The organism is Epilithonimonas pallida, from assembly GCF_900182975.1.
Classification (GTDB): domain Bacteria; phylum Bacteroidota; class Bacteroidia; order Flavobacteriales; family Weeksellaceae; genus Epilithonimonas; species Epilithonimonas pallida.
In genome coordinates this window covers 329,470-349,373 of the sequence record NZ_FXUO01000005.1, presented here as the reverse complement: position 1 = coordinate 349,373, position 19,904 = coordinate 329,470, and the positions used below count along the sequence as shown (strand labels likewise).

Below are 19,904 nucleotides of genomic sequence, written 5' to 3'. Positions count from 1 at the left end.
CGGGATTTTTTTATGACAAATATTGGAATGCGAAATACACCAAAAAACATTAGATTTGTTCTTAATAAAAATTAGTATCTATGTTTGTAAAAAAACTAGCAACAATATCATTACTCAGTATTTCCACAGTCTATTTCTCTCAGGAAAAAAACCTGAAAAACATTACAAAACTCACCTTTGGCGGAGATAATGCCGAAGCCTATTTCTCACCCAACAGCAAAATGCTTACGATGCAGGTTACCAATCCCGCAATTGGTGCAAAATGTGATCAGATCTATCTATACAATCTTTCTCAAAAGCCTGCTGGATCCAACCTTAAATTAGTATCCACAGGAAAAGGAAGAACGACCTGCTCTTTTTTTATGCCCGACGGTAAACATATCATCTACGCATCAACACATAAAGCAAATCCGGAGTGTCCGCCAAAACCGGCACCCAGAAAAGACGGCAAATATCTCTGGCCGATCTATTCCGATTTTGAAATTTATGAGGCAGACCTTAATGGAAACATTACAAAACAATTAACAGATTCTCCAGGATATGATGCGGAAGCTGTGGTTTCTCCTGACGGAAAAAAGATTGCCTTCACCTCTACCAGAAGCGGCGATCTCGAAATATGGATAATGGATATTGATGGAAAAAACCTGAAGCAATTGACCCACGGTTTAGGTTATGACGGCGGTGCATTTTTTTCTCACGACAGCAAAAAATTAGTTTTCCGTTCTTCCCGTCCTAAAACCGAAGAAGAGATAAAAGAATATAAAGAATTACTGGCTGAAAATCTCGTTGCGCCGACAGCAATGGAGATTTATACAATGAACATTGACGGAACAGATCTGAAGCAAATCACAAATCTGGGTAAAGCTAACTGGGCACCTTATTTTCATCCTTCGGATAAAAAAATAATTTTCTCGTCCAATCATCATTCTACAAGAGGATATGATTTCCAGTTATATATGATTGATACCGACGGAAAAAATCTACAACAAATTACTTACGAAAGTGAATTCAATGCGTTTGCTATGTTTTCTCCTGACGGAAAAAAATTAGTTTTTGCAAGTAACAGACAAGGTGAAAAGCAACATGAGACCAATGTTTTTATTGCAGATTGGGTAGACAGTGATCCTGCAGAATTAGTTAATGAAGATAATCTGAAGAAGCACATCTATTATCTGGCTTCTGATGAACTGAAAGGAAGGCTCACGGGTTCTGAAGGCGAAATAAAAGCCGCCAACTATCTTTCTTCCGAATTCAAAAAGCTGGGACTGAAGCCTTACACAGGAAAAGATTTCATTCAAAATTTTGAATATGATGTCAAACTGAATCCTCATGATGACCAATCTTCTGTAAAAGTTAATGGTAAAAATGTAGTGGCTGTTCTTGACAACAAAGCGAAAAAAACAATGGTGATCGGTGCACACTATGATCACCTTGGACTCAACGAGCACCACAACTCTACTCTTGCCAATTCGGATGGACAAATCCATAACGGCGCCGATGACAACGCTTCCGGAACTGCTGCAGTTCTGGAATTAGCGAGAATGTTCTCACAAAATAGAACTAAGGAAAATGTGAACTATATTTTTGCTTTATTTTCTGGAGAAGAGGACGGGTTGATGGGATCTAAAAAATTAGCGGAAACCATCAAAACAACCTATCCAAATACAATTTTTATGATCAATATGGATATGGTCGGCAGACTGAATAAGGATAAAGATCTTACTGTTGGCGGTGTTGGAACTTCTCCCATTCTATCAGATCTGGTGAAAAAATATAAACCGGCCGGGGTTAACCTAGCTTTGGACGAATCGGGAGTTGGTCCGAGTGATCATACCTCTTTTTATCTGAAAGACATTCCTGTATTGTTCTTGTTCACAGGAACACATAATGACTATCACAAGCCGAGTGATGATGCGGATAAGATCAATTATCCCGGAGAAAAAGTGATTACCAATTATGTTTTTAATCTGGCAAATGCGTTAGCTAATGAGAAAGAGATACCATTCACTAAAACAAAAGTCACTACAACAAAAGCCGTCCCGAAATATAAGGTAACACTTGGGATTATGCCAAGTTATGCCGACAGCAAAGATGGAATGTTGATTGACGGCGTGATGGATAACAGACCTGCGGCTAAAGCCGGTATAGAACAAGGTGATGTTCTTACAAAAATCGGAAAATGCGAGGTAAAGGAAGTGTATTCTTATATGGATTGTCTTGCAAAGATCAATTCTGGTGAGGAGCATCCTGTAATGGTGAAACGTAACGGCAAAGAAAAAGTTTTCAATGTGAAATTTTAAACATCAAAAAACCCGACTGGATGCAGTCGGGTTTTTTATATACTAAAATTCTACATTAGTTCTTAATAAACTTCTGAACCATATCGGTTCCTTTTATTTTGAGCAGGTAAACACCTTTGTTAAGACCGGAAACATTAATTACATTGTTATTATCATTTATGCTTTGTTCAGAAATCTTTCTTCCATCTAAGCTATAGATCTCAGCAATTTCTGCTTTTTTGAATTCCATTGAAACCGTCAATTTCTCAGTTACCGGATTCGGATAAACTGAAACAGAGTTTTTAGAAACATCCGAAACAGCAAGGATTGTACACTGATAAGCAGGAAGTGTATAACCGCTTGTCACAAACTCTTCCGTGATAGTAGCTACATCACCACAAGTAAAACCATAAGTTCCAACCATATCAATAGCCGCCTGTCTCACCGCAATAGCTGCAGTCTGCTGATTAGAAGAAGAATTGGTCATGCTGAGTCCCTCAAGAAAAATACGGTCCGTTTTTTCCTTACCAATTCTGTTATAGATTCGCATCAACGCCGTTGCCCAGATTTGTCCATCGGTATGAATAGTGCCTGTAAGTCCCGACGGATACTTTTTGGTATAGTTCGTTATCCTGCCATTCCAACACTCGTTGTGTCCGTCCCAACTGAACATCCAGTTGTATTGAGGTTCATTCGAAGCCCATTGGTTAAGGCTTCTGCTATAAGACATGGCCCAATAGTCTCCCGAACCTTCTCCTAAACCTTGCGAAGAAGAAGATTTCAGCCCTGTTATCCAATAATGAATAGCATGTCCAAACTCATGTAAAACAACATCTGCATCTTCGGCATCATCCACGCAGCCTTCTCCAAAAGCCAATCTCTGTGAACTTGGGATAAAATGAGAATTGTCGTCACCACTCAAACCGTGCGGATCAAAAAGTAGGATGCCGTTGTTCAGTGTCGATTTACAATTGATTCCCAGGGTTTCGTTGATATAAGCCATGCTTCTGTCCAGATGATAAAAAGCATTAACAGCTTCGAATCCCTGATCGTTCCTGTTAAAAAGAAAATCAGGAGAAGCTTGTGTGAACAAACCTGTTGAAGGTGATTCGAAATCTGCCACCTGTACATATTTGCTTTTCAAGCTATACACTCCGTTTGAAAAAGTAATGTCTGGTAAAGCAACCAGGCTTCTTGCAGCATCAAGGCTTGCATTGGTGGCATCATTATTATCAACATAGTCTCCGCCATAGGAAACGTGTGCTCTGGATAGTGGATCCGGATCAAAGATATAAGCTGTTCCGGCAGCTTTCATCTCTGCAGGTTTTTGCTTTGGCTTTTTCTTCCGGTTATCATCGTGATGATAATTGGCAATATCCTGAACTCTGATTACTTCTCCGGAATGTGCATCTACCATAACCTCCCAATCTCCGGGTGTCTCGTAAGAATTGATAATGACTCTATGCACCAGTTTAGTTTCTCCTTCATTTGTAAGAAAAACATAAAGATCATTTTCCTGATGCGTAATTTCACCGGTGATATGGGCGGCGGCTTTTGCCTTTTCAAAAGCATTTTCCTTACTATATGAAGGGGTCGTATCAATTTGTTTCAGTTTTTTGGAAACAGAAACTTCTGTTGCATAAGTGATGTCGCCTTGCTTATTAAAATGGATAGCAATATCACCTTCATAGACAGGGACACCATTAATAGTTTGCTGAAATCTTAAAGTTTCCCCGGACTGGCTTTTTCTTGAAGAACGAAAATCAAAATGATCATTTGAGGTTGTCCCAATTTTATTTGAGTTTTTTGAGATCCAGTCTTTTGCCTTGACTTGTAATTCCGTAGTCTGTGCCTGGTAAATCGTAGAAAATGTCAGTGCAAATCCTGTAATAAGAGTAATTTTCAAATTCATAAATATTATTTTAACACACAACCAAAATAGCAAATTTATTTTTAAATTATATTATAAAATTTAAAGAAACTAATGTTTAGTATTAGAAAAAACAAAATAAACTACATATATAAGATTAAATTTTTGTGGAAAAATAAAAATATTTTCATCCAAATTGTTTTATAACTTTGATGAAAATATTATCTCCATTTTCCAACATGTATGCCTTATTAGACTGCAACAATTTTTTCGTATCCTGCGAAAGAACATTAGATTCTACGCTGGAGAATCAGCCTGTTGTGGTATTGTCCAACAATGACGGATGCGTGGTTTCAAGAAGCAATGAAGCTAAGGCTCTGGGAATTCCAATGGGAGCACCGGCGTTTAAATACAAAGATCTTTTTGCAGAACATCGGGTAAGAGTGTTCTCCGCAAAATTTGAACTTTATAATTTTTATAGCCAAGAGGTGATGAAAATAGCAAGCAAATATGTTATGAAACACGAGGTTTACAGTATTGATGAACTATTTTTAGATTTCCACGGTTTCAGATATTTTGACTTAGAAAAATATTGTATTGATATTAAAAATAAGATTAAAGTAGAGCTCAAAGGGCTTCCGGTAAGTATTGGCGTTGCACCGACAAAAACACTTTGTAAAATTGCGAATCATATTGCAAAAAAAGAGCCTATCAAATATTGTGAAGGTGTCTATATAATGGATTCTAAAGAAAAAATAGAAGCCGCATTGAAGGATCTGGATGTAGGAGATGTTTGGGGAATTGGCAGAAAACTGAACGCAAAAATGATGGACAACGGCGTTTATAAAGCCTGGGATCTTCTACAAAAGCCGGAGATATGGATACGAAAAATAATGGGCATCCATGGTGTGAGAATGATTAATGAACTGAAGGGAATTCCTCAATTGGAACTCGATAAAGCTTCTCCAAAAAAGTCTATTGTCGTTAGCAGAAGTTTTATGAAAATGGTTACTAACAAAGAAGAAATCGCAGAACGTATCGAAACTTTCGCTATCTATTGTGCTGAGAAATTGAGGAAGCAAAATTCTTGCTGCAAAGTCATCAGTGTATTTATCCAAACCAACCGATTCCGAAAAGAACTAGGGGAATACAAGGACGGCTTTTCTATTGTTTTACCCAATCCCAGCAGTTCGTCTATTGTTTTGGCAAAGTACGCGAATTCGATCTTTGAGGCTATCTATAAAGAAGGATTCCACTATAAAAAAGCAGGCGTTATGGTTTCGGATTTTGTTCCTGATAACGAAAGACTGATTAACCTTTTTGAAAAAGATGTCGATTCCAAGCATATTCCTATTATGAAAGCGATTGATAAACTGAATTCAAAATACGGGAAAGATAAAATCAGATTAGGCGGAATGTCCGGAAAAAACACTTACGGCAGAGCTATTCTTTCACCGGAATATGAAGAATTTCTGAAAAATAATATATTGCCGGAAGCCAATTACAGATTTCATTAAAATAAAAAACTATCACATGTGTGATAGTTTTTATTTTATACTATTTCAGAACTCAGGCCTCTGTCAAGCAATGCCTGATTCATAGGTTTAAGCTTTTCTAATGCTCCGGTTTTTACAGTACATTTTCCTTTGTAATGGACCAGGATCGTACATTGTTCCGCCTGTTCCAAAGTGTGTTCACAAATCTCGATGAGACACATGATTACAAAATCAAATGTATTGACATCATCATTATGAAGCACCAGCTTGTACACTTCATCCTCTTCTTCCAAAACCAATACTTCTTCCTCGTACTCGCGTTTTGGCTGATCGTAAGATTTGTTGTTATAGATTTTCATAATTATTGATTAACCTTCAGTGATTTCGTCTGTGATATCTTCTACCAAGGATTTGTTATAAAACAATTCTACCAATTCTACACTCTTATTTTGCATCTTAAGGATCTTAAAATGATAAGGCCCGTAATCGAATTCCTGATTTTCTTCCGGAATATCCTGTAATTCATTTAAGATAAAACCGGCCAATGTGTTATATTCTCCTTCTTCGGAAGGCGGGATTTTTTTGGGAAGACACTCGTTGATTTCTTCCAAAGGCTGCGTTGCTTTTACCCAATAGGTATTATCTCCAACTTTATCAACGATCTTATCCTCTTCATCTTCCTCATCCTGGATCTCGCCGACTAACTCTTCCAAAATATCTTCCAGCGTAATGATTCCCTCTGTTCCACCGAATTCATCAATAACAATTGCCATATGCTGTTTTTTGAACTGGAATACTTTTAACAAGTCCGAAATCTTTTTACTTCCAACAACGAAGAATGCTTCTCTCATCAAGCCTCTCAGATCCTCGTGAGTTAGTTCACCTTTACTTTTGATGTATTCTCTGATAATTTCTTTCGTATAAAAAATCCCTACAATATTATCAATCGAACCTTCATAAACCGGAATACGCGAATAACCGCTATCCATAATCTGAGAAATAATTTCTTCCTTGTCATCCTCAATATCGATAGAAGAAATATTTTGTCTCGTGATCATAATTTGCTTGGCATTATGATCTGTAAAATCAAATGCATTCTTGATGATCTCATAATTTTCCTCTTCGATTTCTCCACTGTCTGCGGATTGTTTTACCAACAACTGCAATTCTTCTGTAGAGTGAATATCGTGTTCCGAAGCCGGATGTATTTTGATAATTCTTAAAAATCCGTTAGATAATGAATTCATCAACCAAATAAATGGACGGAAGACATTATAAAATAGATGCAAAGGATATGCAATGAACAAGGTTGTAGATTCCGATTTTCTAATCGCAATCGATTTTGGAACTAATTCTCCAAATACAATGTGCATCACTGTAATCAACAAGAAGCTGCAAACAACTGAAATAGTTGTAACCGTAGTTTGAGCCAACTCAATATTCAATGAATGAAAAATAGATTCTATAATATGATGCAAAGCACTCTCTCCTACCCAACCAAGAGCAAGTGATGCCAACGTAATTCCTAACTGGGTTGCTGACAGATAAGCATCAAGATTTTTGATAATATTTTCGGCTTGTTTTGCCATTGTGTTCCCTTCTGCAGCTTTGAGCTGGATCTGGGAGTATCGTACTTTAACGATTGAGAATTCGGCGGCTACGAAAAAGCCATTCAGAAGAACTAAAAATAATGCAATGAGAAGTTTGACTAAACTATCGGGGTCCATGTAATGTTGTTATACAATCTGCACAAAGATAGATAATTTTTTTAATATCAATTATGATGTTGAGCATAAGAATTGGAGTTATCAAGAGCTGCGAATATTTGGTTTGATAGTGTCGCTCTTACGGAACTCCGCTTCAACCGTTCTATTTTCTACAGTCATTTTGCTTGAAATCACACTTCCATCAGGCTTAAAATAATAAAAAGCACTGAAGTTTGACCTCCAATGCTTTTTATAACTAACTACTAACTTTAACTTATCTTTATTAACTGTTCTTAAGCGCTTCTGCTCCGGAAACAATTTCTAATATTTCGTTGGTGATGGCTGCCTGTCTTGCTTTGTTGTAGAAAATCTTAAGATCATTTCTAAGTGCCTCTGCATTATCGGTCGCCTTGTGCATCGCTGTCATCCTTGCACCGTGTTCTGATGCTACGGAATCCAAAACAGCTTTGAATATCTGAGTTTTAATTGATTTTGGAATCAATGTTTCCAAAATCTCTTGTCTTCCTGGTTCGAAGATGTAATCTACATTAACGTCTGAACCTGCTTTCTCTGCAGAAACTGCAATTGGTAAAACCTGTTCAGTTACCACTTCCTGAGTTGCCGCGTTGATGAACTTGTTGTAAACAACGTAAACTTTGTCAAACTTTCCGGCTTTGAAATCTGACATCACTTTACTTGTCATATTTGAAACGTGGTCGAAAGAAAGGTTGTCAAACAAAGAACTGTGGTTTTCGTAAACAGTTTTGTTTTTTCTAAGTGCATCAAAAGCTTTCTTACCAATGGTTAAAACTTCCACATCTACATTTTCGTTAGCGGAGAACTGAGTGTTCAATTCTTTGATAACAGAAGAGTTGAAAGCTCCAGCCAAACCTCTGTTGGAAGTAACCGTAATGAAAAGCACTTTTTTAACTTCTCTTTCTATAGCGAATTCTGAGATGTTCTCAGCATCAGAAGCAGCACTTACGTTCTCTATAATCTCCTGAAGTTTTTCTGAGTAAGGTCTCAGCATTACGATTGCGTCTTGTGCTTTCTTCAGTTTCGCCGCGGAAACCATTTTCATAGCACTTGTAATCTGCATCGTTGAAGATATAGATGAAATCCTGCCTCGTATTTCTTTTAAGTTTGCCATTCTTTAGTTCAAAGATTATTGTTTAAAAAGTTCAAGGTTTCAAAACCAGCCGTTCTGAATCCTTGAACATTGAACTTTTTTAGTTGTATTTCGCAGAAAGTTCTGTTGCAACTTGCTTCAAAACACCAGTTAATTGGTCATCAATTTTACCGGCTTTTAGAGCTGCCATCACTTCCGGATGTTTGTTTCTCAAGAAATCCACATATTCTACCTGGAATTCCTTTACCTTTCTGATAGGAATATTTCTCAATAGGTTCTCAGTTCCTGCATAGATCATCGCCACTTGGCTTTCTACAGGAAGTGGAGAGTTAACCGGCTGCTTCAAAAGTTCCACGTTTCTTTCTCCTTTTGAGATAACTGCCAACGTAGCAGCATCTAAGTCAGAACCGAACTTCGCAAACGCTTCCAATTCTTTATATTGAGCCTGGTCTAATTTCAAGGTACCAGACACTTTTTTCATTGATTTGATCTGAGCATTACCTCCAACTCTCGATACAGAGATACCAACGTTGATCGCCGGACGAACTCCTGAGTTGAACAAGTCAGACTCCAGGAAAATCTGGCCGTCTGTAATAGAAATTACGTTGGTCGGAATATATGCAGAAACGTCACCAGCCTGAGTTTCGATGATTGGAAGTGCTGTTAATGAACCACCACCTTTCACGATTGGCTTAAGAGATTCTGGCAAATCGTTCATTTGTTTTGCGATAGAATCATCAGCAATTACTTTCGCTGCTCTTTCCAACAATCTTGAGTGCAAGTAGAAAACGTCTCCTGGATAAGCCTCACGGCCTGGTGGTCTTCTCAATAGAAGAGAAAGCTCACGGTAAGCAACCGCCTGTTTTGATAAATCATCATAAACGATCAAAGCAGCACGACCAGTGTCTCTGAAGTATTCACCGATAGAAGCACCTGCCATCGCAGAATAAACCTGCATTGGAACCGGGTCAGAAGCGTTAGCAGCAACAATTACTGTATAAGCCAAAGCTCCTTTATCTTCTAACGTTTTAACGATTTGTGCTACAGTTGAAGCTTTTTGTCCAATTGCAACATATATACAATATACCGGCTGACCAGCATCGTAAAATTCTTTTTGATTGATAATAGTGTCGATAGCCACAACTGTTTTACCAGTTTGTCTGTCACCAATAATCAACTCTCTTTGTCCTCTTCCTACAGGAATCATAGAATCGATAGCAACGATACCAGTCTGAAGCGGTTCAGTTACAGGCTGACGGAAGATAACTCCCGGCGCTTTTCTTTCCAAAGGCATCTCGTATAGTTCCCCTTCGATAGGTCCTTTTCCATCGATTGGATTTCCCAGAGTATCAACAACTCTACCAAGCATTCCTTCTCCAACTTTGATAGAAGAGATTCTGTTAGTTCTTTTTACAGTATCGCCTTCTTTTACCATTTTGGATTCACCAAGAAGTGCCACACCTACGTTATCTTCTTCAAGGTTAAGAACGATACCTTCTACTCCAGCTTCGAATCTTACCAATTCTCCGTACTGCACATTTTCTAAACCGTAAACACGAGCGATACCATCACCGATAGTAAGTACAGTTCCAACTTCTTCTACGTTAGATTGAGTATCGAAATTTGCTAATTGCTGCTTCAGTATCGCTGATACTTCTGCCGGATTTATTTCTGCCATTATATGGTTGTTTTTTCTTAATTAAGTTGAAATTCTTTTTTGATATTGTTCAGTTTTGTTTTAACTGAAGCATCGATTTGCTGGTCACCTACTCTCAGAATGTAACCTCCGAGAATTTCCGGTTTGATAATCGTTTCCAAATCGTAGTTAGAAACATTTATCATATTAGAATCAGCTATGATTTTCTGAATATTTTGCTCTGACAATTTTGTAGCTGTAACCAAAGAGATACGTTGCGTTCCTTTGATGTCTTCTACTTTATTGATGAATTCCTGAGCAATATTTTTAAGCTGAGATTCTCTGCCTTGTCTGATGACTAATCTGATGATATTTTGGGAAACCGAAGAAAAATTCTTAAAAATTTCCAAAGCTACAGCATCTTTTTTTCTGGCATCAATGAAAGGCGTATTAAGAAATTGATTCAATTCCTTAGATTCAGACATAATTTTAACAACGTCCTTCATCTCAGCGAAAACCGATTCTGTATTACCGGATTCCTGTGTGAAATCCAATAAACCTTGTGCGTATCTTTTAGCTACTTTAGATGTCAGCATCCTGATTAGTTAAGGTTAGATTTGTTTAAAATATTTTCTACCAAAGTATTGTGCGCACCATCGTTATTCAATTTCTCTCTCAAGATATTTTCAGCGATGTTAACAGACAAAGTACCGATCTGATTTTTGATGTCAGCCATAGCTGCATTCTTTTCCGTTTGGATAGATTGTCTGGCTGCCTCAATCATTTTCTCGCCTTCAGCTTTTGCACTGTCTTTAGCATCATTAACGATTTTATCCTTCATTTCTCTCGCTTCTTTCAAGATACCGTCTCTTTCAGCTCTTGCTTCGCGTAGGATTCTTTCGTTATCTTCTTTCAACTGAGCCATCTCTTGTTTAGCTAATTTTGCCTGATTAAGTGCATCAATGATAGATGTTTCTCTCTCATCGATAGATTTAAGAATTGGTTTCCAGGCAAACTTTCCTAAGATGAAAAGCAATACCAGGAAAATGATGGACTGAATGATAAATAATCCTGATGAAAACTGATGAAGTAATTCCATTATATAGTGAGATTAATTTTTATAAATTTTTAAATTAAACATTGTTGCAGCCAACCGCTACAACAATGTTTATGATTTTGTTGGGCTTATGATGCGAATAACGCAGCGAAAGCAACACCTTCTACTAGTGCAGCAGCAATAAGCATAGCAGTTTGGATTTTTCCAGATTGTTCTGGTTGTCTAGCGATTGCTTCAAGAGCAGCAGCACCAATTTTTCCAAGACCAATACCTACACCTAGTACGATAAGTCCTCCACCAATAATTCTAGGGATTTCCATAATAATATAATTTAAAAAATTGTTTTTACTTTAAAATTAATGAGCATGGTCGTGCTCATGTTCTTCCACAGCCATACCAATAAACAGAGCCGAAAGCATTGTAAAGATATAAGCCTGAAGAAACGCTACTAATACTTCTAATATATATATAACCAATGTCAAGAACGGAAACGCAACACCTGCAACCCAGTTTTTGAAAATGTATATTGATCCTATCAAAGTCATTACAACGATGTGACCAGCTGTCATATTTGCAAAAAGACGTATCATCAATGCAAATGGCTTAGTCAATGTTCCTAATAATTCAATCGGCAACATAATAAACTTCATCGGAACAGGAACGCCCGGCATCCAGAAGATGTGTTTCCAATAATCTTTTGACCCGGAAAAAGTCGTAATCAGATAAGTCATAATAGCCAGGAAGAATGTAATCGCAATATTACCGGTTACATTAATTCCAAAAGGCATCAAACCTAGAACATTCAGGAACAAGATGAAGAAAAATACCGTTAACAGATACCCCATAAATCTCTTATACTTGTGTCCGATGTTAGGAATCGCAATATCATCTCTTACGAAAATAATGATTGGCTCCAGAAATTTAGCAGCACCTGAAGGAATCAATGACTTTTTATAAGACCTAGCCATTCCACCGAACAGAACAATCATCAAAACCGCCACTAAGAAAATCACCAAAACACTTTTAGTAATAGACAAGTCCAAAACTCTTTTTTCAGTTGGGTGATGAGCATCGTCTAATGTAATCGTTCCTTTAGAATCTGTTCTGTAGATTTTTTCGTGGTGAAGTGTATAGAATTTACCATTGCTTTCTACCGGAGAACCATGGATAAACTCATGACCATCCACACCCTTTGTATTACTCATAAAGAAATGAAATCCTTCATCATAAATAATCACCGGCAATGGAAATCCGATGTGATGACCATCCTTATCTACCATAATCGCCACGTCGTGAGCATCCAAAATGTGATGATCCACAAACTCTTTGACTTCTTTGGTAGCGCGGTCTTTTTCAGAAAGTTCAGAAGTTTCAGTTACAGGTTTACCGTGTTGATTTTCAACATTTTCGTGCTGAGCAAAAGTGGTTACAAACATCAATAAACTGTAAAATAAAATTGCCGTTTTCTTTAGCATCGGTAGATTTTTTTTTCGTTTTGCAAAAATAGACTATTTTTTTTCTTTTGAAGAATATTTTTACTGTTTTTTGTCATAATTAATTAACCGAATTGCATAGTATGTAAGCAACGCTGTCAGAACAAAATACGGAATGATAAAATGGAACTTGTAGTCTGGGATTTCCTCGAAATGAAGCTTATTTTTTATCAGATACATCATCCCGAATTTCACCAGAATCAGCCCTATCACCGCCAACCCAAGGAATTGTGGAATGATTTTGTTAATAAGAACAATCAATGTTATCATCATCATAAAGATAATGGCGAGGAACAGATAAAACTTGATGATAACCACTTCGTCAAGATGAAATGCAAATTTCCAGATTGCGAAATGTATAATAAATGTGAGAAAAAATATCACACTGATAATAAGGTTACTTTTGTTTTGCATTGTCCTGTTCTTCTTTATTTAAAATTTCGAGTCTCTTCAAGGTTGTGTATAATGAAAGACAAAGTCCGCCGAGACCAATCACTAAAACCAAAACATTGGAGCCTGTTTCAAAATACAAATCCAACTGATGTCCGCCCCAAAAAGCAATTCCAATGATGAACAGCATCTGAAAAACAACAGACGAATACTTTCCATATTTTCTAAGGGAATCGGAGGCGTTATTTTTTTTGTCTTCCAATTTTTGATTTTTGCAAAAGTAAGGAAAGTATTTTATCTTATTCTTATTGTAGATTTTAACACAAAGTGCACAAAGATTTCTTTTGAAATTATTAAAAATATTTTAGGTTCACAAAGGCGCTTTGCTTATCAAAGAAATATAATTGTAAAATCTAGTTTGTCATTTTGTAGGAATCTCGACAGCTAAGTTTAGATTGACTCCGTCGAACCACTTCGTTAGGTTTCCTACGGAATGACAATATTGTTTTTAATGCTAAATATTGTTTTTACTTAGAATCTGCAGCCCGACTTGAGCGGAAATCCTTTTTTGCTTGGACTTAGACTCTATTTAGATTGAAAGCTTGTGCAAAAAAGATTAGGAGCGGAAGGCGGAAATAGCTGCCCAAATCTTCAGGTTCGATGTACTCAAATTACAATAAATGATAAATGATGACTTATAAATGATGGATATTATTTCTAATAAGGTATTCTATATCTTTTGTTTAAATTTTCTTATTTTTGCAACCTTAAATATCTTATTAAAGTTATGTTTAACAGTTTACAAGACAAGCTAGATAAAGCACTTCATAATATTTCCGGACGTGGAAAAATCACGGAAATCAACGTTGCAGAAACGGTAAAGGAAATCCGAAGAGCATTGGTGGATGCCGATGTAAATTATAAAGTTGCAAAAGACCTTACAAAAAGAGTTCAGGACAAAGCGATTGGAGAAAACGTTTTGACATCGCTAACGCCGGGACAATTGATGACGAAAATTGTTCACGACGAATTGGTAGATTTGATGGGAGGTTCACAAGAAGGAGTCAACCTTTCCGGAAAACCAACTGTTATTTTGATTGCTGGTCTTCAAGGTTCTGGTAAAACGACTTTCTCTGGAAAATTAGCCAATTATCTGAAACAAAAAAGAAGCAAAAAACCACTTTTGGTAGCTTGTGACATTTACAGACCTGCGGCGATTGACCAGTTGAAAGTGCTGGGAACTCAAATCAATATTCCTGTTTATACGGAAGAAGAAAATAAAAATCCTGTTGCAATTGCTGAGAATGCGATTAATTATGCCAAGTCGAACGGGTTCGATACGATTATCGTGGATACGGCTGGTCGTTTGGCGATTGATGAGCAAATGATGAACGAAATCAAGTCGGTTCATCAAACGATTAAACCAACTGAGACACTATTCGTTGTAGATTCGATGACAGGACAAGATGCTGTGAATACAGCAAAAGCCTTCAATGACACTTTGAATTTTGACGGAGTTGTTTTGACCAAATTGGATGGTGATACTCGTGGGGGAGCTGCGTTGACAATCCGTTCCGTAGTTGAAAAGCCAATCAAATTTATCTCTACCGGAGAAAAAATGGAAGCGCTTGACCTTTTTTATCCGGAAAGGATGGCGGACAGGATTCTCGGCATGGGCGACGTTGTCTCCTTAGTAGAAAGAGCTCAGGAACAATTTGATGAGGAGGAAGCGAAAAAGCTACACAAGAAAATTGCTAAGAATGAATTTGGTTTCGATGACTTTTTGAAACAAATCAACCAAATCAAGAAAATGGGTAATATGAAGGATCTGATGGGAATGATCCCTGGTGTCGGAAAAGCGATTAAAGATGTGGATATCAATGATGATGCTTTCAAACATATCGAAGCGATCATCCACTCGATGACACCGGAAGAGAGAAGAAGACCTTCTATTATTAATATGCCTAGAAAACAAAGAATCGCCAAGGGTTCCGGAAGAAAGTTGGAAGATGTGAATGCCTTAATGAAACAATTTGATCAAATGGGCAAAATGATGAAAATGATGCAAGGCCCTCAAGGAAAACAAATGATGCAGATGATGAGCAAAATGCCGAATATGCCTGGAATGGGTGGCGGATTGTTTGGGAAGTAAGTAAATCCGAAAAATATATAAAATATAAATCAAAAAGCTATGTAGTTTTTTTTGATTATTTAAAATAAAAACCCGCATTACTGCGGGTTTAGTTTTGTTAGATGCGACCGATATATTATTGATCCCACCAGATTTTTGATGTATTTAAATCTGTAGCAGGTGAAAGTTTTTGAACAGCTGCACCATAACTAACACTATTAAAAATCTGTTCATTCACAGGATATTGCATCCTTCTTGGAATAGATCCTCCATTTAATGAACTTGGTGCAGGTTTAAGAGCTGGATAACCTGTTCTTCTCCATTCTGACCAGGCCTCAAAACCATTTAGAAATAATGAAACCCATTTTTCTTCTCCGATAACTCTTTTAATTCCAAATGTTGCAACATCAGCTTTTCTGGCGGCAGCATAAGCAGCAGCAGTCGAAGAAATAGTTGTAGCATATTTAGCATCGATTGATTGATAATTCAAAACAATACCTTTCTCCAATAAGGTAGAAGCATCTTCACTACTCCAGCCTAGAGCAGCACCTTCAGCTCTGTTAAGGAAAGTATAGGAAGCAGTCATAAGACTTCTTGCAGAAGTCACACCTCTGAATCTTGAAGCAAGAGTATTTGTTCCATTTGCATATCCAGCTGCTAATAAATCATTTAAACTATATCCATAAGGAACGCCAGTACCGTTTGGTTGAGTAGCATAAGCATTTTTTCTAGCATCAACAGTATGATTAGAAGTAACATTAAATTGGCTAGTCGATCCATTTAAAGATTCTAATAACTGTGCAGATATTCTGTAATCGGCAGCTCTAAAAGCATTTAAAGGATTAGTTACAGCTGCGTCACTATTATAAGTAAACCAAGCCTCATCAGCAACTGTTTCAATTACACCTCCAGAGTTACTAAGGGCAGCTCTAAATTCTGTTGCAGCATAATCTGATGCTCCAGGATATTTTTTTGACAACTGGAGAGTTGCTTGTAATAAAACAGAATTAGCTAATTTCTTCCATCTAGCAATAGACCCATTGTAAAGAACATCTCCTTTAGGTGTAACGCCCGAAGCACTAAGCATATCTCTACCTTCTTTTAAATCAGCAATTAAGCTTTTGTATATAGATTCTTGTGAATCAAATTTAGGTGTTTTAATGCCTTCTTGCATTTTATTAGCCTCCGTGTAAGGTATATCACCATAAGCATCTGTAATTCTTTTATAAACTATAGCTCTGAAAATTTTTGATACACCTATCATATTTTCTTTACTTCCCTGAGCTTCCATTGCTGGAGTTACTGTACCTGAATAATCTTTAATAATCTGATCTAAATTATTAAGACATCTAGCGTAATACCAATCCCATTGACCACCTTCCTGATTATACTGAGATTCGGAAGTATAAGTTACTTGAGATAAGTGCTGGGCATAAAGAACAGGTTTCATTAAAAAATTATTTCCTCCTCTTAAAGCCAATTGGCTTATAGAACCAGCCATTAAAGATTTATAATCTGCGGAATAAACTCCATATTCATTTTGATTATAATCTGATGCAAAATTTTCATCACTACACGATTGAAAAGCTAATGAGCCAATTAGGGCTATTATAGCTAATTTACTATGATTATATTTTAATCTTTTCATTTTGATTTTGATTTAAAAATTCATTTTAATATTAACACCCATACTTCTTACAGATGGTAAATTCGCATTTTCACCGAAAGTATTAGCTAGCTCAGAAGGATCAACTCTATGGATATTATCCTTTGATACACTAATTAACCAAGGGTTTCTAACAAAAACGCCAACACTCATACCTTGAATACCTGTATTAGAGAAAAGAACTGGATTAAATTGATAGTTTAATGCTACTTCTCTTAACTTAATGTAGCTCGCATCATGGATATAATCTTCGATTAGTCCATTACCATAAAATTGATGGAAATATGATTGGGCATCTAAGTTTGTTGACACGGCAGTTCCATCTACAGTATTACCTGAAACATTAATTCCGTTTTCTCTTATACCGTTCTGAGCTGTCTTTTCAGTTAAACCAGTGTAATCTGCCCACATTTCAGAAAGAGAGAAGAATTTACCTCCTTTTTGAAAATCGATTGCAGCACTAAGAGTAAATCTCTTAAACGTAAATGAATTAAAGAATCCTCCTGTGAACTCTGGTAAAACACTACCAAACCTTTTACCAATTTCCATTGCATATGTACCATCCGCCTTCAAAACTTTATTTCCATTAGCATCATATAAATATCCATTACCAACAATTTGCCCCCATTCTTCGCCCTCAACTTGTACAATATTAGTTAAGACATAATCATCTGAAGATCCAAAATTAATTGCATTTAATCCTTCAGCAACTCTTTTAATTGTAGTCTTGTTTTTAGCAAAATTTAATGAGGTATTCCAAGAGAAATCCTGTGTTTTAATCACATCACCTGACAAACTCAACTCAACACCTTTTCTATTTACCACACCTGAGTTAATAAATATACTTGTATATCCTGAAGATGCAGGAGCTGTAACTGGAATTGGTTCGTCATTCTTATTTTCATTATAGAATGTGCCGGAGAAAGTTAATCTGTTATTAAAGAACTTTAAATCCGCACCTGCTTCAAAATTGTCATTAATTGACGGCTTCAAATTAGGATCTATATATCTTAACGGTTGATAAGCTACAACATTACCATTTACTGTAGATGCTTGATAAGTATATTCTGGCTGAGTAGCACTTACTGCTAAGTCACTTGCAATTTTAGCATAACCAGCTCTAACTTTGAAATAAGTTAATATTGAGTTTTTCTCAAATAAATTGTGAACTAATAAACTTCCACCAAGAGAATATGTGAAAAATGAGTTATCCGTGTTAAGATAGCCTGAGTTTATATCATTTCTGGCAGACAAGTCCAAGTAGAAAACATCATTGTATCCTGCAGAAACAGTTGCATATAAAGACTTGTAAGTCTTTTTGTTATAAATTAAGGTTGGATTAATTCTTACATTAGAATTAGAAAAAGTATAAACATCAGGATTAATCAATGTCTGAAGTTTACCCCACACGTCCATAGTCATAGAGGAATAATTTCTTTTCTGCTCAGTAAGATTAGCTCCAACAATCACATTTAAGTCAATCCTATCAAATTTATTTGTATAGTTCAAACGTCCGTCATAAACTTCTTCTGTTCTTCTATCTGTGATAATACCAAAACCATTTGTAAAATTCATGTATCCGGATTGCATACCTGATGCTTGATCAGAAATAGCAAAAGGCATAAAATATTGTCTTGTCCCTGTATTATCTGTTCGTGAATATGCTACTCTAGCAGTTAAATTTTTTGTGAGCTTATAAGAAGGAGCCACTAAAAACGAATAATTTTGCTTTCTCGTAGTATCATCAAATTTATCCATGTAATAATATGGATTCAACCAGAATGCCGGTTTTTGATATATACCACCTAATCCATAATAATCAGGGCCCCACCAGTTCCAAGAAGCAGAGTAACCAGCATCATTTTTAAGATTTTGGTATTCCTTCAACTTCGACATATTTAAATCTCTATTAAACCAGCTATTAAAACTACCTGTTGTTTGATTACCATAGGTATCATCCATCTCACCTCTGACCTTTCTAAAGGCATAATTGAACATAGTTTCTACAGACAATCTATCGGAAAATTTAATATTCCCGTTGTAGCTTAGAAAGTTTGCTTTTTGATAAGTATATGGAGTAATACCATTTTGATCTAAGTTTGAAAATGAAACTCTACCAGTAAAGAAATCGTTACCTCCAGATACTGATATAGTATTTTTCATTGTCAGAGCTTTATCATAAAAATCTTTCACGTTATTTGGTTGTGGAGAATAAGAAGCTGTTTTGCCATACTCCTTACTTCCTGTCCACCAAGCATACCAAGGAACATATTCTCTCCCATCTAACTTAGCTCCCCAAGAAGCGTCCTCATACGCATTATCACCTTGTACATAATTTTTCCCATTGAAAATTGCCCAGCTAGCAGGGTGAATAGCAGGATCAAATTCAAACACACCCATAGACTCCTCACCAGCAGCACCTCCTCCATATTGATTTTGATACTTCATAGTTCTAGCAATAACGTCAACATTTACAGTGGAGTTTAATTCAACGTTAACTTTATTTCTAGATCCTTTTTTCAAAGTCATTACAACAACCCCATATTGAGCTCTTGTTCCATACAATGCAGTTGCATTAGGACCTTTAAGTACGTTAATACTTTCCAAGTTATCCATGTCTATGGTATTTGGATCTACAATAACACCATCTAAAACGTACAACGGATCTTCATCATTTAACATACTGATAGCACCTCTTAAACGAAGCTTTCCTGTTTCGCCTAGTTTGGCACCTGCCTGACCGTTAATTTGAACTCCAGCAACTTTACCTGCAATAGCACCTTTAACATCAATATTTTGTGTTAAGTTGAGTTCACTTGCCTTTACAGTTTGTGCTGAATAAGATAAAGACTTTTCATCTCTTTTGATACCCAAAGCCGTTACTACTACGCCTTCGATATCTTGCGTTTTTGTGGTATCTTTTACCGTTTGTGCAGAAACTACTGCAAAAGACGATGAAAGAACTACTGCCAACACGCTTGTTGTTAATTTTTTCATATCAAATCAAATTTTTCAATAAACAAAAATGCAAAACATTATTAATATATACAA

General features: G+C 36.5%; 16 protein-coding genes. 3 read left to right on the top strand and 13 right to left on the bottom strand.

The window, feature by feature from the left end:
* The first annotated feature begins 80 nt into the window (after positions 1 to 80).
* On the top strand, positions 81 to 2,300 hold the full coding sequence (locus tag QOL71_RS12030) for a M20/M25/M40 family metallo-hydrolase (RefSeq protein ID WP_283417149.1): 2,220 nt from the start codon (positions 81 to 83) through the stop codon (positions 2,298 to 2,300).
* A 55-nt stretch (positions 2,301 to 2,355) separates the two neighbouring features.
* On the opposite strand, the gene QOL71_RS12025 is transcribed toward QOL71_RS12030, so the two are convergent.
* A complete protein-coding gene (locus tag QOL71_RS12025) occupies positions 2,356 to 4,191 on the bottom strand; it encodes a T9SS type A sorting domain-containing protein (protein ID WP_283417148.1) in 1,836 nt (611 codons plus the stop codon).
* 170 nt (positions 4,192 to 4,361) lie between these two features.
* Between QOL71_RS12025 and QOL71_RS12020 the strand changes: the two genes are divergently transcribed.
* On the top strand, positions 4,362 to 5,666 hold the full coding sequence (locus tag QOL71_RS12020) for a Y-family DNA polymerase (protein ID WP_283417195.1): 1,305 nt from the start codon (positions 4,362 to 4,364) through the stop codon (positions 5,664 to 5,666).
* Positions 5,667 to 5,701: 35 nt separating this feature from the next.
* Here the strand turns inward: QOL71_RS12020 and QOL71_RS12015 are convergent, their stop codons facing one another.
* The 10 genes from QOL71_RS12015 to QOL71_RS11970 all read right to left on the bottom strand — a co-directional run bounded on the left by QOL71_RS12015 (position 5,702) and on the right by QOL71_RS11970 (position 13,318).
* Positions 5,702 to 6,004 carry an ATP-dependent Clp protease adaptor ClpS gene (locus tag QOL71_RS12015; protein WP_283417147.1) on the bottom strand — a complete coding sequence of 101 codons (303 nt, stop codon included), beginning with the start codon at positions 6,002 to 6,004 and terminating at the stop codon, positions 5,702 to 5,704.
* 9 nt (positions 6,005 to 6,013) lie between these two features.
* The gene (locus QOL71_RS12010) at positions 6,014 to 7,372 is read right to left on the bottom strand and encodes a hemolysin family protein (protein ID WP_120212681.1); all 1,359 of its coding nucleotides are present in this window, start codon (positions 7,370 to 7,372) and stop codon (positions 6,014 to 6,016) included.
* Between the two features lie 262 nt (positions 7,373 to 7,634).
* Complete coding sequence (gene atpG / locus QOL71_RS12005; protein ID WP_283417146.1) at positions 7,635 to 8,501, bottom strand: ATP synthase F1 subunit gamma; 867 nt, start codon at positions 8,499 to 8,501, stop codon at positions 7,635 to 7,637.
* Between the two features lie 79 nt (positions 8,502 to 8,580).
* Positions 8,581 to 10,158, bottom strand: coding sequence for a F0F1 ATP synthase subunit alpha (gene atpA / locus QOL71_RS12000; protein WP_283417145.1), 1,578 nt, complete (start codon positions 10,156 to 10,158; stop codon positions 8,581 to 8,583).
* Between the two features lie 17 nt (positions 10,159 to 10,175).
* Positions 10,176 to 10,712 carry an ATP synthase F1 subunit delta gene (atpH, locus tag QOL71_RS11995; protein WP_283417144.1) on the bottom strand — a complete coding sequence of 179 codons (537 nt, stop codon included), beginning with the start codon at positions 10,710 to 10,712 and terminating at the stop codon, positions 10,176 to 10,178.
* Positions 10,713 to 10,717: 5 nt separating this feature from the next.
* On the bottom strand, positions 10,718 to 11,215 hold the full coding sequence (locus QOL71_RS11990) for a F0F1 ATP synthase subunit B (RefSeq protein WP_283417143.1): 498 nt from the start codon (positions 11,213 to 11,215) through the stop codon (positions 10,718 to 10,720).
* Between the two features lie 86 nt (positions 11,216 to 11,301).
* A complete protein-coding gene (atpE, locus tag QOL71_RS11985) occupies positions 11,302 to 11,493 on the bottom strand; it encodes an ATP synthase F0 subunit C (protein WP_040994829.1) in 192 nt (63 codons plus the stop codon).
* 36 nt (positions 11,494 to 11,529) lie between these two features.
* The gene (gene atpB / locus QOL71_RS11980) at positions 11,530 to 12,648 is read right to left on the bottom strand and encodes a F0F1 ATP synthase subunit A (RefSeq protein WP_283417142.1); all 1,119 of its coding nucleotides are present in this window, start codon (positions 12,646 to 12,648) and stop codon (positions 11,530 to 11,532) included.
* A 60-nt stretch (positions 12,649 to 12,708) separates the two neighbouring features.
* On the bottom strand, positions 12,709 to 13,080 hold the full coding sequence (locus QOL71_RS11975; RefSeq protein WP_283417141.1) for a hypothetical protein: 372 nt from the start codon (positions 13,078 to 13,080) through the stop codon (positions 12,709 to 12,711).
* Positions 13,064 to 13,318: an AtpZ/AtpI family protein gene (locus QOL71_RS11970; RefSeq protein ID WP_283417140.1), complete on the bottom strand. Its 255-nt coding sequence runs from the start codon at positions 13,316 to 13,318 to the stop codon at positions 13,064 to 13,066. Before QOL71_RS11970 ends, QOL71_RS11975 begins: the two co-directional genes overlap by 17 nt.
* 525 nt (positions 13,319 to 13,843) lie before the next feature.
* Here QOL71_RS11970 and ffh point away from each other — a divergent pair.
* On the top strand, positions 13,844 to 15,208 hold the full coding sequence (gene ffh, locus QOL71_RS11965; protein ID WP_283417139.1) for a signal recognition particle protein: 1,365 nt from the start codon (positions 13,844 to 13,846) through the stop codon (positions 15,206 to 15,208).
* Positions 15,209 to 15,323: 115 nt separating this feature from the next.
* Here the strand turns inward: ffh and QOL71_RS11960 are convergent, their stop codons facing one another.
* Positions 15,324 to 16,835 carry a SusD/RagB family nutrient-binding outer membrane lipoprotein gene (locus QOL71_RS11960; RefSeq protein ID WP_283417138.1) on the bottom strand — a complete coding sequence of 504 codons (1,512 nt, stop codon included), beginning with the start codon at positions 16,833 to 16,835 and terminating at the stop codon, positions 15,324 to 15,326.
* A gap of 12 nt (positions 16,836 to 16,847) precedes the next feature.
* Positions 16,848 to 19,850: a SusC/RagA family TonB-linked outer membrane protein gene (locus QOL71_RS11955; RefSeq protein WP_283417137.1), complete on the bottom strand. Its 3,003-nt coding sequence runs from the start codon at positions 19,848 to 19,850 to the stop codon at positions 16,848 to 16,850.
* Positions 19,851 to 19,904: the final 54 nt, after the last annotated feature.